This window comes from Amycolatopsis echigonensis (assembly GCF_002846615.1).
GTDB classification, from domain to species: Bacteria; Actinomycetota; Actinomycetes; order Mycobacteriales; family Pseudonocardiaceae; genus Amycolatopsis; species Amycolatopsis echigonensis.
Genome location: NZ_PJMY01000003.1, coordinates 8207225 through 8221882, shown reverse-complemented (window position 1 = coordinate 8221882; position 14658 = coordinate 8207225). Strand labels below are relative to the sequence as shown.

The 14658-nt window shown below is 71.7% G+C and carries 10 protein-coding genes; 5 read left to right on the top strand and 5 right to left on the bottom strand.

The genetic code is table 11. The features are described from left to right. Positions 1-73 precede the first annotated feature (73 nt). Positions 74-1663: a ribonuclease J gene (locus tag ATK30_RS43815; protein ID WP_244194985.1), complete on the top strand. Its 1590-nt coding sequence runs from the start codon at positions 74-76 to the stop codon at positions 1661-1663. Positions 1664-1874: 211 nt separating this feature from the next. Here ATK30_RS43815 and ATK30_RS43810 read toward each other — a convergent pair whose 3' ends face one another. The 4 genes from ATK30_RS43810 to ATK30_RS46760 all read right to left on the bottom strand — a co-directional run bounded on the left by ATK30_RS43810 (position 1875) and on the right by ATK30_RS46760 (position 4790). Continuing rightward, positions 1875-2819: an EamA family transporter gene (locus ATK30_RS43810; protein WP_101440529.1), complete on the bottom strand. Its 945-nt coding sequence runs from the start codon at positions 2817-2819 to the stop codon at positions 1875-1877. Positions 2820-2860: 41 nt separating this feature from the next. Next, entirely contained in the window at positions 2861-3475 is a 615-nt protein-coding gene (gene wrbA, locus ATK30_RS43805) for an NAD(P)H:quinone oxidoreductase (protein WP_101440528.1), read from the bottom strand. A 50-nt stretch (positions 3476-3525) separates the two neighbouring features. After that, on the bottom strand, positions 3526-4335 hold the full coding sequence (locus ATK30_RS43800) for a lysophospholipid acyltransferase family protein (protein WP_101440527.1): 810 nt from the start codon (positions 4333-4335) through the stop codon (positions 3526-3528). Between the two features lie 221 nt (positions 4336-4556). Further along, positions 4557-4790, bottom strand: coding sequence for a hypothetical protein (locus ATK30_RS46760; protein ID WP_244194908.1), 234 nt, complete (start codon positions 4788-4790; stop codon positions 4557-4559). Here ATK30_RS46760 and ATK30_RS43795 point away from each other — a divergent pair. Together ATK30_RS43795 and ATK30_RS43790 are read left to right on the top strand one after the other, a co-directional pair. Next, positions 4780-7122, top strand: coding sequence for an FtsK/SpoIIIE family DNA translocase (locus tag ATK30_RS43795; RefSeq protein ID WP_244194907.1), 2343 nt, complete (start codon positions 4780-4782; stop codon positions 7120-7122). The two genes, ATK30_RS46760 and ATK30_RS43795, sit on opposite strands and share 11 nt — an antisense overlap. A 44-nt stretch (positions 7123-7166) precedes the next feature. Further along, positions 7167-7574 carry a hypothetical protein gene (locus ATK30_RS43790; RefSeq protein WP_244194906.1) on the top strand — a complete coding sequence of 136 codons (408 nt, stop codon included), beginning with the start codon at positions 7167-7169 and terminating at the stop codon, positions 7572-7574. Between the two features lie 4 nt (positions 7575-7578). Here ATK30_RS43790 and ATK30_RS43785 read toward each other — a convergent pair whose 3' ends face one another. Further along, positions 7579-8106: an amino-acid N-acetyltransferase gene (locus ATK30_RS43785; protein WP_101441390.1), complete on the bottom strand. Its 528-nt coding sequence runs from the start codon at positions 8104-8106 to the stop codon at positions 7579-7581. A gap of 158 nt (positions 8107-8264) precedes the next feature. On the opposite strand from ATK30_RS43785, the gene ATK30_RS43780 reads away from it, so the two are divergent. Both ATK30_RS43780 and ATK30_RS47615 read left to right on the top strand, forming a co-directional pair. Beyond that, positions 8265-10313: an acyltransferase family protein gene (locus ATK30_RS43780; protein ID WP_208637585.1), complete on the top strand. Its 2049-nt coding sequence runs from the start codon at positions 8265-8267 to the stop codon at positions 10311-10313. A 1832-nt stretch (positions 10314-12145) separates the two neighbouring features. Next, entirely contained in the window at positions 12146-14605 is a 2460-nt protein-coding gene (locus ATK30_RS47615; protein ID WP_416332937.1) for an AAA family ATPase, read from the top strand. Positions 14606-14658 lie beyond the last annotated feature (53 nt).

Genomic DNA, 14658 nt, shown 5'->3' with positions numbered 1-14658 from the left:
CCTCCCGCCCGCCCTTCCCGAGGGAGCCCTGCGCGTCGTCGCGCTCGGCGGCATCGGCGAGGTCGGGCGCAACATGACCGTCTTCGAATACGACGGCAGGCTCCTGATCGTCGACTGCGGCGTCCTCTTCCCCGAGGACGACCAGCCGGGCGTCGACCTGATCCTGCCGGACTTCCGCGCGATCGAGGACCGGCTCGACGAGATCGACGGCCTCGTGCTCACCCACGGGCACGAGGACCACATCGGAGCCGTCCCGTTCCTGCTCCGGCTGCGCCCGGACGTCCCGATCTACGGTTCGCGGTTCACCAACGCGCTGCTCGCGGCCAAGGCCAAGGAGCACCGCCAGCGGCCGAAGCTGATCGAGGTGCGCGAGGGGGAGAAGCGCCAGGTCGGCGCGTTCGACCTCGAGTTCTTCGCGGTGAACCACTCGATCCCGGACGCGCTCGCGGTCGCCATCCGCACGCCGGCCGGCGTCGTGCTGCACACCGGCGACATCAAGCTCGACCAGCTGCCGCTCGACGGGCGGCTCACCGACCTCGCGGGCTTCTCGCGCCTCGGCGACGAGGGCGTGGACCTGTTCTGCGTGGACTCGACCAACGCCGAGGTGCCCGGGTTCGTCATGCCCGAGCGCGACATCGGCCCGGTGCTCGACGACGTCATCCGGCGCGTGGACCAGCGGGTCATCGTCGCGTGCTTCGCCAGCCACGTGCACCGCGTGCAGCAGGTGCTGGACGCCGCGGTGCGGCACGGCCGCCGGGTGGCGTTCGTGGGCCGGTCGATGGTCCGGAACATGGGCATCGCGGCCGAGCTGGGCCTGCTGGAGGTGCCGGACGGCCTGCTCGTGGACCTGGACCAGGCCAGCACCCTGCCGGAGAGCAAGGTGCTGTTCGTGTCGACGGGTTCGCAGGGCGAGCCGCTGTCCGCGCTGTCGCGGATGGCACGCGGCGAGCACCGGCAGATCTCCATCCGCGCGGGCGACACCGTCGTGCTGGCCAGCTCGATGATCCCGGGCAACGAAACCGCGGTGTTCGGCGTCGTCAACGGCCTGACCCGGCTCGGCGCGAACGTGGTGCACCAGGGCAACGCGAAGGTGCACGTGTCCGGCCACGCGTCCGCGGGCGAGCTGCTGTACCTGTACAACGCGGTCCGGCCGAGCAACGTGATGCCGGTGCACGGCGAGTGGAAACACTTGCGCGCCAACGGGGAGCTCGCCATCCGCACCGGCGTAGCGCCGGACAACGTGGTGATCGCCGAGGACGGCGTGGTCGTGGACCTGGTCGACGGCAAGGCCTCGCGCACCGGCCGCGTCGAGGTCGGGCACGTGTACGTGGACGGGCTCTCCGTCGGCGACGTCGGCGAGTCGACCCTGTCCGACCGGCTGGTGCTCGGCGAGGGCGGGTTCATCGCGATCACCGTGGTGGTCGACTCGAACACCGGCCGCGCGGTCAGCAGCCCGACGATCTCCGGCCGCGGGTTCTCCGACGACCCGAAGGCCCTGCACGCCGTCGTGCCGCTCGTCGAGATGGAGCTGGCGCGGACGGAAGCCGAGGGCATCACCGACACCCACCGCATCGCGCAGGCGGTGCGCCGGGTCGTCGGCCGGTGGGTCGCCGACACCTACCGCAGGCGGCCGATGATCGTGCCGACGGTCATCCCGGTCTGAGTCAGCGCCGCGCGCCCGCCAGCAGCAACGCGACCAGCACGGTCGCTGCCTGGCGGGCGAGCGCGTTGCGGGCTCTGCGCTGGTCGGCCCGGCTCGGTCGGTTGTCCATGAGATCCCCCTGGCGTTCTCGTGCGGCCCGTTCAGTGTGGCGGGGCCGCCGATCGGACACATCCCGCTCGAGGCTGGTTCCCGTCTCCCTCCCGGGAGGGAGTCAGGCGACCTCGGCCGTCTGTCGCTGGACCAGGTAAGCGCCGCCGAGCAGCAGCACGGCACCGACCGCTTGCGGCCACGCGAGGGCTTCGCCGAGCAACGCCCACGCGAACGCCGCCGCCGTCACGGGTTCGAGCAGTCCGACGACGCTCGCCACCGAGGCGGGCAGATGGCGCAGCGCGGAGATTCCCGCGACGTAGGGGATGGCCGTCGACAGCACCACCAGGCCGATCAGCAGCAGCCACAAGGGCGGGGTCCAGGGGCCGAAGGCGACGGTCTGGCCCGCCCGGTCCAGCGGCAGCGTCCACGGCGGCGCGGTGACGCTCACGAGCACCCCGCCGATCACCATGCCCCAGGTGACCAGCCCGAGCGGTTCGCGCTCGGCGACCGCGCGTTCGCCGAGCAGGAAGTACCCGGCCGAACAGACCGCCGCGCCGATCCCGGCCAGCAGCCCGATCGCGTCGAGCCCCAATCCCTGCCAGACCTGCGCCACCAGCGCCAGTCCGATCAGCGCGACCGCCATCCCGAACCACAGCATGCGCGGCAGCCGCTGCCGCCACACCACGCGCACCCACAACGCGATCAGCACCGGCGACGTGAACTCCAGCAGGATCGCGATGCCGACCGGGATCCGTTCGGCGGCAATGAAATACAGCAGCTGCGTGCCGGCGACGCCGAGCGCTCCGTACGCCAGCAGCATCGGCCATTCCCCGCGCCGGACGCACAGCGTGCGCGGGGCGAAGAGCGCGGTGCCGACCAGCAGCAGGACTCCCGCCGTCCCAATCCGCAGCACCGCCACCTGCTCCGGCGTCATGCCCGCGCCCATCACGGGTTTCGCCAGCGTGCCGGACGTGCTGAAGAAGACCGCGGCGAGCAGCACGAGCGACAGGCCGCGGCCCCGGCGGATCACCCGGGGTGGTTCCAGGACGGGGAGTTCGGTGGTCACCCGCGCGACATTACGGAGCGGGACGACCGAACGAAACCGAGTTATTCCAAGGCTTTCAGGCCCGCCGCGACGTGCGTCGCGATCGTCGCCAGCCGTCGTCCCTGAAGCCGCAGCGCCCGCAGCGCGGTGTCGTCCGGCGCCGCGGATTTGCGCGAGACGAACGAGCCGCCGTAGGGGTTGCCGGACTCCAGGAGGTGCGGGTCCGCGTAGCCGAGGGGCAGGACGATCGCGCCCCAGTGGTAGAAGATGTTGTTGATTGCCAGCACGGTTGCCTCCAGGCCGCCGTGCGCGGTGGAAGCCGACGTGAACGACGTCGCCACCTTGTCGGCCAGTTTTCCTTGCGCCCACAGGCCGCCTGTGGTGTCCACAAAGGACTTGAGCTGCGCGGCGGGTCCGCCGAACCGGGTCGGGCTGCCGAGCGCGAGCCCGTCCGCCCATGCGAGATCGGCCAGCGTGGCGAGCTCGTGGTGCGGCCCGGAGTCGACCCAGGCCTGCCAGCGCCGATTGCTCGCCACCGCCTCCGGCGGCGCGGTCTCGGGCACGGTGCGGACACGGACCTCCGCACCGCTTTCTCCCGCCCCTTCGGCGAGCGCGCCGGCGAGGGCGGCGGTGTTGCCGGTAGCGCTGTAATAGACGACCAGGATGCGGGTGCTCACACCTCGCGACCCTAGCCGGACTCGCTGGTGTGTCCCACGATCCGGACTGCTCAGCGCTGGGGTTTCCAGGGGCTGACCGTGTCGGTCGGCCGGGTCGGGTCGTGGAAGCGCGGGCGGACGGGTTCGTGGCGGCGCAACGGGATCAGGCCGTCGGTGATCGCCTGCATGATCTTGGCGTGCGCGCGAACGCCCGCGCCGGGTCGTTCCGGCTCGACGTCGGAGAGGTCCACCGGCGTCCCGAAATGCACCTTGAACCGGGGCCGCCGCAACGGCGCGCTCAACCCGGATTTGGCCAGCGGCAGCAGATCCGCGGGCCCGTTCACGGTCTCCGTGCCCCAGTAGACGGCCTCGTGCGCGCCCCACTGGCTGATCGGGATCACCGGCACCCCCGCGGCCAGCGCGAGCCGGGCCGCACCGGTCTTGCCGCGCTCCGGCCACAGGCCCGGGTCGTGGCTGATCCGCCCCTCCGGGTACACGATGATCGGCTCGCGCGTGGTCCGCAACGCCTCCGCCGCCTCGGCGAACTGGCCGACCGCGGTCGCCGCCTTGGCCCGGTCCACCCGCAGATGCCCGCTCACGCGCAGCGCCGGCCCGATCACCGGAGCGTCGAGAATCCCGCCGGCGAGCATGAACCGGGGGTTGATGCCGATCCGCTTGCACGCCGCCATGAGCACGAAGGCGTCGAACACGCCGATGTGATTGGCAGTCATGAGCAGCGGCTTGCCCCGCAGCTCCCGAGGCACCGACCCGGTGACCGTGAGCCGCCCGACGAGATTCACCAGCCCCCGGTCGAGGTTGAGCATCGTCCGCCAGATCGCGGGGGCACGGCGCGCGGCATCGTCCTGTTGGAGCGCGAACATGCGCAGAGCATTTCACGGCGGCCGGATCGCACCGGATCGGGTGGTTCCCCGCCGCGGCATCGGCAAACACCGTCGCCGCGGAGACGGAACCCTCTCTCCCGTCGTGGTGCGGCGAGACAGTTCATGCCCGGACCTGGTCGATCGCCGCGGCCGACTGTGACTTGGCACCGATTGTTTCGCATGCGCTGCGAGTGGCACATGTGACTATTGGTCCTCGCCCGTTACCGTGGAGGCATGGCTGGGTCGGCGACGAGGAAGCGGAGCACGGCGGGAAGCGGCGGGAAGGCACCGGCGCGCGGTTCGCGTACGCCGGCTAAGTCCCGGGCGGCCGCTTCGAGCAGGTCGTCCAAAGGCTCGTCCAGGGCCCGGAGCAGCTCCCGGCCCCGGACGTCCCCCGCGCGGCGCCCGGCTGGGCGCAGGAGCTCCGGGGCGATCGGGCGCGGGGTGCGCGGCACCTGGAACCTCGCCGCCAAGGGGATCGGCTCGCTGGCCCGCACGGTGGGGCGCACCCGGGAACTCGAGGCGGAACACCGCAGGGACGGGCTCGCTCTCGGGCTGATCGCGCTGGCCATCGTCGCCGCGGTCGGGGTCTGGTGGCGGGCGGCCGGTCCGATCGGGGCCGCGGTCGAGATCGCGACGCGGACCGTGCTCGGCGCGGGAGCCGTGACGCTTCCGCTGGTGCTGCTCGTGGTCGCCGTCGCGCTGATGCGGTCCGAGCCGCAGCAGGAGACCCGTCCGCGGATGGTCATCGGCACGCTGCTGGTCGTGCTGTCCGTGCTCGGGATGCTGCACATCTTCACCGCGCTCCCGGACACCAACGACGGCCGGATGTACGCGGGCGGCATCCTCGGCGCGTTCTCCGGCGGGCTGCTGGCCAAGGGCGTCACCACCTGGGTCGCGGTGCCGCTGCTGATCCTCGCGCTCCTGTTCGGCGTGCTTGTGTTCACCGGGACGCCGGTGCGCGACATCCCGCACCGCCTGCGCACCTGGGGGCTCGACGAGCACGAGCTGGCCGAGTACGAGGGAAGCCAGCCCGACGACCACGACACCGAAGAACCCGAGGCCGACCCGAAGGCCGTCCGGCTGCGGAAGCCGTCGCGCCGCCGCCAGGCCAGTGCCGACAAGGACGGCGAGCAGCTCGACCTCGACGCGGCGCTCGCCGAACCGGCCACGCCGATCCGGCCGCCGAAGCCGGTCGCGCCGCCCGCCGAGGTGCCGGAGAAGAAGCCGAAGAAGGCTCCGGAACCCGCGCTCTCGGTCACCCGCACCGTGGAGGGCGACTACGCGCTCCCGCCGCCCGACCTGCTGAAGCTCGGCGACGCGCCGAAGTCCCGCAGCAAGGCCAACGACCAGATGATCGAGGCGATCACCGGCGTCCTCGACCAGTTCAACGTCGACGCGCAGGTCACCGGCTTCACCCGCGGCCCGACGGTCACCCGGTACGAGGTCGAGCTCGGCCCGGGCGTGAAGGTCGAGAAGATCACCGCGCTGACCAAGAACATCGCGTACGCGGTGGCCACCGACAACGTCCGCCTGCTCGCGCCGATCCCGGGCAAGTCCGCGGTCGGCATCGAGGTGCCCAACTCCGACCGCGAGATGGTGCGCCTCGGCGACGTGCTGCGCGCGCCGTCCACGGTCAAGGACAACCACCCGATGCTGATCGGCCTCGGCAAGGACATCGAGGGCGAGTTCGTCACCGCGAACCTCACGAAGATGCCGCACCTGCTGGTCGCCGGTTCCACCGGTTCCGGCAAGTCGAGCTTCGTGAACTCGATGCTGGTGTCGCTGCTGGCCCGTGCGACGCCCGACGAATGCCGGATGATCCTGATCGACCCGAAGATGGTCGAGCTGACGCCGTACGAGGGCATCCCGCACCTGATCACGCCCATCATCACGCAGCCGAAGAAGGCCGCCGCCGCGCTGGCCTGGCTCGTCGAGGAGATGGAGCAGCGCTACCAGGACATGCAGGCCAACCGGGTCCGGCACATCGACGACTTCAACGCCAAGGTCCGCTCCGGCGACATCACCGCGCCGCCGGGAAGCGAACGCGAGTACCAGCCGTACCCGTACATCATGGCGATCGTCGACGAGCTGGCCGACCTGATGATGACCGCCCCGCGCGACGTCGAGGACGCGATCGTCCGGATCACCCAGAAGGCCCGCGCCGCGGGCATCCACCTGGTGCTCGCCACCCAGCGGCCGAGCGTCGACGTCGTCACCGGCCTGATCAAGACGAACGTGCCGTCGCGGCTCGCGTTCGCCACGTCGTCGCTCACCGACTCGCGGGTCATCCTCGACCAGCCGGGCGCGGAGAAGCTGATCGGCATGGGCGACGCGCTCTACCTGCCGATGGGCGCCGGGAAACCGGTCCGCATCCAGGGCGCGTTCGTCGGCGACGAGGAAATCGCCGCGGTCGTCAACTTCGCCAAGGAACAGGCGCAGCCGGACTACAACGAGGGCGTCACCAGCGCCAAGGCGGGCGAGAAGAAGGAGATCGACCCGGACATCGGCGACGACCTCGACGTCCTGCTGCAGGCCGCCGAGCTGATCGTCACGTCGCAGTTCGGGTCCACCTCGATGCTGCAGCGCAAGCTCCGCGTCGGGTTCGCCAAGGCCGGACGGCTGATGGACCTGCTGGAAAGCCGCGGCGTGGTCGGCCCGTCGGAGGGCTCGAAGGCCCGTGACGTGCTGATCAAGCCGGACGAGCTGGAATCGGTGCTGTTCATGATCCGCGGCGGCTCCGACGCGGGCGGTTCGCCCGCCGGCGGCGAGGACGAAGACTTCTGACCCGGACGTGCAACCCGGCGGCGCGTCGGCCCCGTCCAGTGCGCATGGACCTCAAGAAGCTCGCACTGGGCATCGGGACGGCCGCCGCGCTGGCCGGGTGCGCGGGCGGTCCGGCCGCCCTCGCGCAGACGACCTCGCGCCCGCCGGCCGCCGAGCCGGGCGGGAACGTGGCGCTCACGCCCGGCCAGGAGGTGCAGGTCGCCGGCCGCGACCTGACCGTGCGCTACCGCCAGCTGGTCTCGGATTCGCGGTGCAAGCCGGGCCGCCAGTGCTTCGCCGCGGGGGAGGCGGTCGTGGCGCTGGTCCTCACCGAGCCGGGCCGCGGCGAGCACACGTCGGTCGAGCTGCACACCGGCCGCCAGGGCCCGGACTCGACGACCTTCGCCGGAACGACGGTGAAGCTCGCCGCCGTGGACGGTTCGGGGACCCGCATCCTCGTCCGGTTCTCCTGAGCGCTCAGAACTCGAGCAGCATCCGCGAGTTCCCGAGTGTGTTCGGCTTGACGTAGGGCAGGTCGAGGAACTCAGCCACGCCCGGGTCGAGCGAGCGCCGCATCTCCTCGTACACCTCGTGCGACACCGGGGCCCCGTCGATCTCGACGAATCCGTGCGCGGCGAAGAACGACGTCTCGAACGTCAGCACGAACAGCCGTTTCAGCCCCAGCTCGCGGGCTTCTTCGACGAGCCTGCCGACCAGCGCCCGGCCGATCCCGCGGCCGCGGGCCGCTTTGTCGACCACCACGGTGCGCAGTTCGCCGATGTCCTCCCACAGCACGTGCAGCGCGGCGGCGCCCAGCACGTCGTCGTCGCCGTTCCCGGTGCCGTCCTCGTTGGTCGCGACCCAGAACTCCTGCACCGCCTCGTAAAGCGTGACCAGATCTTTCTCGAGGAGCACGCGGCCGGCGTCGGAATCGACGAGGGCCTTGATCTTGCGCACGTCGGCGATCCGCGCGCGGCGGACGGACGGAGGGCGGGAGTCGGGCACCCGGTCAAGATAACGACCGCGAGCACCGGCGCCGCCGAGCGGCTCCATCGGGGGACCCCGGATGCGTGAAGCCGCGAGCTGTCACGTATAGCTAGTGAGCGCACATGACCAGTAGTCGGCGGCCCCCGGCCGGCTACCGGCCCTCGGGAGGAACCTGCATGTCCGGCACCACCGTGGCTGCCCCGGAACGGTCCGGCCAGCCTCCCGCCGGACCGGGCGCGCAGGCGCGTTTCCGGCCCGAGCTGCAGGGCGTGCGGGCGCTGGCCTCGGTGCTGGTGGTCGTCTACCACGTGTGGTTCGACCGGATCTCCGGCGGCGTCGACGTGTTCTTCCTCGTCTCCGGGTTCCTGATCACCGGCCAGCTCTACCGGGCGCTGCTGCGCGGCCGGATCGCACTGCGCGCCACCTGGGGCCGGATGATCAAGCGGCTCTTCCCGGCCGCGATGACCGTGCTGCTCGCCGTCGTGGTCCTGTCGCAGGTGCTGCTGCCGCAGGACCGCTGGTTCCAGACCATCCGCGAGGTCGTCGCGTCGGCGCTGTTCTACGAGAACTGGCAGCTCGCGGCCGATTCGGTGGACTACTTCGCCCAGCACAACAGCGCGAGCCTCGTGCAGCACTTCTGGTCGCTGTCCATCCAGGGCCAGTTCTACCTGCTGTGGCCGCTGCTGTTCGTCGGGCTCGGCCTGCTCGTGCGCCGGCTCGGCTGGTCGCTGCGGCGCACGGTGAACCTGCTGCTGATCGTCCTGTTCGCCGCCTCGCTCGCGTACTCGGTGTACCTCACTGCGGCCGACCAGCCGCTGGCCTACTTCCACGGCCTCACCCGGGTGTGGGAATTCGCGCTCGGCGGCCTGATGGCGATGTTCCTCGACCAGGTGACGCTGCCGCGGCCGCTGCGCATCGTGCTCGGCTGGGTCGGCGTCGCCGGGCTGGTGCTGTGCGGCGTCCTGCTCGACGTCGACAGCGTGTTCCCGGGCTGGATCGCACTCTGGCCGACCGTCTCGGCGGGCCTGGTGCTCGTGGCCGGGCAGACCGGCAGCGTGCTCGGCGCGGATCGCTGGCTCAGCTCGAAATTCCTCGGCTACGTCGGCAATCTCAGCTTCTCGCTCTACTTGTGGCACTGGCCGGTGCTGGTGTTCTACCTGGTCGTCCGGGACCGGGTGGCGGTCGGCCTGCTCGGCGGCACGTTCGTGGTCGGCGTGTCCTTCCTGCTTTCGGTCCTGACCTACCACCTGATCGAGAACCCGATCCGGCTGTCGAAGATCGGCACCGCGAAACAGTGGGGCGCCTACCGGTTCGGCGTGCTCGCGCTGGCCCCGGTGCTCGTCGCGAGCGGCGTCTGGCAGGGCGTGAGCAGCGCGCGGGCGAACTACGAGATCGCCATCGGCGACCCGGACCACCCGGGCGCGGTCGCGCACGCGCAGGGGTTCGTCTACCGCGGCGCGCCGGCGCCGTCGGTCGTGCCGCCCACAGTGAAACTCGCCGACGACTGGGCCCGCATTCCGCCGGACCAGTGCTCGATCTCGCCGCGCAACAAGGAACTGCAGATTTGCACGGAAGGCCCGGAAGGCCCGCCGTCCAAGCGGATCGTGCTCGTCGGCGACTCGCACATCCAGCAGTACCTCGCGGCCTTCCGGCCCGCGGTCGTCTCGGACGGCTGGCAGGTCAAGACCATGCTGAAGGGCGCGTGCCCGTATTCGAGCGGCTCGGATCTGATGCCGGGCGACAAGAACTGCATCGAGTGGAACAAGGCCGTCACCGGCGAACTGCTCGACACGCGCCCGGACGCGGTCGTCATGCTCGGCACGGTCAACTCCAAACCCGGGCCGAACGAGTCGACGCCGAAGGGCTTCGTCGACGTCTGGTCCACTTTGGACGACGCGGGCATCCCGGTCGTGGCCGTGCGCGACAACCCGCGCTACGCGTTCAACATGGCCAGCTGCGTCGCGCAGAAGAGCCCGGCCGACCCGTCGTGCTCGGTGCCGCGCGAGGCCGCGGTGGCCCCGGTGCCGTCGTGGGAGCGGGTGGAGAACGTCCCGGACAACGTGACGTTCCTGGACTTCACCGACTACTACTGCGACCGCAAGCGCTGCCCCGCGGTCGTCGGGAACGTGCTGGTCTACATGGACGACAACCATCCGTCCGCGACCTTCAACACGACCCTCGCGCCGATCGCGGTCAACCAGCTCAAACACGATCTGCAGTGGTGACCGCGCACGAGGGGCGAACGGACGACTTCGGCGGCTAGCCGTCGCGGAGCGTCCCGGGTTGGGCACAATAGGGCGGCGGCACGTGGGCCGCACGGGCACCTGAGGGGGAGCTGGTCTTCTTGACGCGCGCAGGGTGGGACGCATTCCAGGCCGCACAGTCCGAGGCGGCGGCGGGCCGGACGGCCGCGCTGACCGGCCCGGACGGGCTCGGATGGCTGCTCGTCCCCGGCCAGGCGTGGCAGCGGAGGCTGCCGGACGGGAACTGGCAGTACACGCAACCGCCCGCGGATCCCGGCTACCGCGCGGCCGCCCGTCTCGTGCCGCCGCCCGGCGTGCCCGCACCGGGGTACGGCGCCCCGCAGCAGTACCCGGGCGGCCCGCAGGGCTATCCCGGTCCGGGCGCCGGCGGAGGACCCCGGCCGCCGTATCCGGGCCCGCAGAGCAACCCGGGCGGGTTCGCCGGCCCGCAAGGCAATCCCGGCGGTTACCCGGGGCAGCCCGCGCCGCAGGGGTATCCCGGCCCGCAGGGCAGCCCCGGCGGATACGGCGGACCCCCCGCTCCGGCCGGGAACGGCTTCGGCGGACCGCCTTCCGCTCCGCAGGGCTACCCCCCGCCGCAGCCCGGCTACCAGCCCGCACCGCAGGGCGGCCCGTGGTCCGGGCAAGTCCCGGCACAGCCGCCGCCCGCCGCGGCCGCGCCCTCGGGACCGCCGCTGCCCGCCGCCCCGCCATCCGCACCGGCGCCGACTCCCGTGACCGCTCAGCGGCCGCAGATCCGGGTGGAGAACCTCGGCCAGGCCGGGATGTTCGTCTCGGGGACCGAATCGATCGCCGAGTTCGTCACGCGCGCCACCCGGGTGGTGGCCTGGGCGGACGCCACCCGGCACGGCACCGCGAACGGCCCCGGCGAACCGCCGCCGGTCGAACCGGAGCGCCCGGGGTCGGACGGCTCCGGCGCCAACGTGCTCGGCGACATGGCGCGGCACAGCCGGTCGGTGACGCTCGACCTGCTGGCCGCGGGCAACCGCATGTGGCAGCGCAAGGAGCAGTCCCGGTACGAAAAGGCCTACGAGGAGTGGCAGAAGGCCTACGCCGAATGGGAGAAGCGCGAAGCGGCCCGGATGACCGCGGGCACCAAGCAGCCGAACCCGTTCATCCTGCTGGTGGGGGAGCCGAACACCGGCCAGCGCCGGTTCACCCGGGCGCTGAAGGCGTCGCTGACCGAGGCCGAAGTCGGATTCGACAACGCCGAGTTCTTCGACTGCGCCGCCCTGCTCGCGGAGTACGGCGACGACCCGGTCGAGCGTTCGGTGCCCGCGACGATCAACGAAATCGAAAACGGCGGCTCCGCGCTGATGCTCGCCGAGCGGGTCGACGCGCTCTTCGAAAAGGACGTCGCCGGGACCGTCCGCCTGCTGCGCAATTACGCCCGCGACCAGGACAGCTGCCGCCTGATCATCTTGGACGGCACCGAGAAGGTCCTCGAGCAGCTCAGCACCGAGGCGCCTGACCTGGTGCAGAACATGCTGCAGTACCGGCTGCCCCGGTTCGACCGGCCCGCCGAAGCGGCCGCGCTGCTCGACGTTCTCGCCCGGGAACGCTCGTTCGGCCTGCCCGCCGACGTGCGCGACCGCCTCGCCGCGCTGGCCAAGGAACCCGGCGCACGCACGGTGGAGGCGATGCTGGACGCGGCCTCGCGGCAGGCGATCAGCCGCGGCGCGGTGCCGGGCACCCGGATCGAGATCGGCCACGCGGACATCGAGCCGCTCGTCGCCGCGGCCGGCCAGCGCGGCGGAGCCTCGATCGAGGAACTGCTCGCCGAACTGGACGGGATGATCGGCCTTGCCGCGGTCAAGGAACGGGTCCGCTCGCTGACGTCGGAGATGACGATCGACGCGCGGCGCCGGGAAGCGGGCATGAAGGTCGCCGTGCGCAGCCGCCACCTGCTGCTGACCGGCAATCCGGGCACGGCGAAGACGACCGTGGCCCGGCTGCTCGGCAAGATCTACCGGGCGCTCGGCGCGCTGCCCAAGGGCCACGTCGTGGAGGTGACCCGCACCGACCTGGTCGGCGAGTACGTCGGCCAGACCTCGCTGAAGACCCGCGCGGCGGTCCAGCGGGCCGTCGGCGGCGTGTTGTTCCTCGACGAGGCGTACAACCTCGTGAACGACAAGGACGACGACTTCGGCCGGGAAGCGGTCGCGGAACTGCTGGTGCAGATGGAAAACCACCGCGAGGACCTGGTGGTCTTCGCGGCCGGGTACCCCAAGGAAATGGACGCCTTCCTGGAGTCCAACTCCGGCCTGCGGTCGCGGTTCGCCGGGTCCATCGAATTCCCGGACTACTCCAACGACGAACTGGCGCAGATCTTCCGCGCGATGGCGAAGAGCCAGGGTTACGAGCTGTCCGCGGACCTGCTCGCGGCCCTGCCGGAGGCGGTCCGGCGGATCCCGCGCGGCCGCGGGTTCGCGAACGGCCGGTCCGCGCGCGTGCTGCTGGAAGCGGCGATCGGCAAGCAGTCCACCCGGTTGACCACCGACGGCGGCGCGGACCTGGTCACGCTCGTCGCCGCCGATCTGCCCGGTCCCGGCGAATCCGGCGTCGGCGCGGTGGACGATTCCGGACCGCGGCGCAGCCTCCCCGAGCTGCTGGCCGAACTGGACGCGATGATCGGGCTCGACTCGGTGAAGCAGCGGGTGCGGTCCATGGTGGACGAGATGGCTGTCGACGCGCGGCGGCGCGACGCGGGCATGAAGGTCGCCGTCCGCAGCCGCCACCTGCTGTTCACCGGCAACCCCGGCACGGCGAAGACGACCGTGTCGCGGCTGGTCGGCCAGATCTACCGGGAGCTGGGCGTGCTGCCGTCCGGGCATCTGGTCGAGGTCGGCCGCGGCGATCTCGTCGCCGAGTTCACCGGCCAGACCGCGCCGAAGACCCGCGAAGTGTGCGAACGGGCCGCGGGCGGCGTGCTGTTCATCGACGAGGCGTACAACCTCGTGCGCGACGAGAACGACGACTACGGCAAGGAAGCCGTCACCGAACTGCTGGTGCAGATGGAGAACCATCGCGACGACCTGGTGGTGTTCGTCGCGGGCTATCCCAAGCAGATGGACGAGTTCCTGGAGTCCAACCCGGGTCTGCGGTCGCGGTTCTCCGGCCGGATCGAGTTCCCGGACTACACGAACGAAGAGCTCGCCGGGATTTTCACGGTGATGGCGAAGAGCCAGGGCTACGAGCTGTCCGCCGACCTGCTCGCGGCCCTGCCGGAGGCGATCCGCCGCATCCCGCGCGGCCGCGGGTTCGCGAACGGCCGGTCCGCGCGCGGCCTGCTGGAAGCCGCGATCAGCGGGCAGTCCAGCCGCCTCGCCGCCGCCCCGGACACGCCGCCGGACCAGCTGGCCGTGCTCGTGGCCGCCGACCTGCCGGGCGAGGCGGGGGTCGCGGTCAGCGACGACGCCGGACCGCGCCGCGGCCTGGACGACCTGCTCGCCGAACTCGACGGGATGATCGGCCTGGACGAGGTGAAGGCGCAGGTCCGCGCGCTGGTCGCGGAAACGCGGCTGGACGCGCGCCGCCGCAAGGCCGGGCTGCCGGTCGGGGCGCGCAGCAGGCATCTGGTGTTCACCGGCAACCCGGGCACCGCGAAGACGACCGTCGCGCGCCTGATGGGGCAGATCTACCGCGAGCTGGGCGTGCTGCCGTCCGGGCACCTCGTCGAGGTCGCGCGGCCGGACCTGGTGGGCGAGTACATCGGCCAGACCGCGCCGAAAACCCGCGAGGTGTGCGAACGGGCGATCGGCGGGCTGCTGTTCGTCGACGAGGCCTACACGCTGGTCCAGGGTTCCGCGTCGGGCACCGATTTCGGGGCCGAGGCGATCGCCGAGCTGCTGGTGCAGATGGAGAACCACCGCGAGGACCTGATCGTGATCGCGGCCGGCTACCCGGCGGACATGGACCGCTTCCTCGACGCCAACGCCGGCCTGCGGTCCCGCTTCGGCGCGACAGTGCATTTCGCCGACTACGACAACGCCCAGCTGGCCGAGATTTTCACCGCCATGGCGGGCAAACAGGGCTACCGCCTCGACGCCGGGCTCGCCGAAGCGCTGCCCGGGTTCATGGCGCGCCTCGACCGCGGACCGGGTTTCGCCAACGGCCGTTCGGCCCGCGGCCTGCTCGAACGCGCGATCCGGGCGCAGGCGATGCGGCTGGCGGGGCCGGACGTCGACCTGGAGGCGCTGGACGACGCGGAGCTGACGCTGCTGACGGTTCCGGACGTGTCCGCCGCGGAGTGACCTGGCCGGAGGAGGCCGCCTCACCGCACTGGGCGACGCCGTCGCGGAGCGGT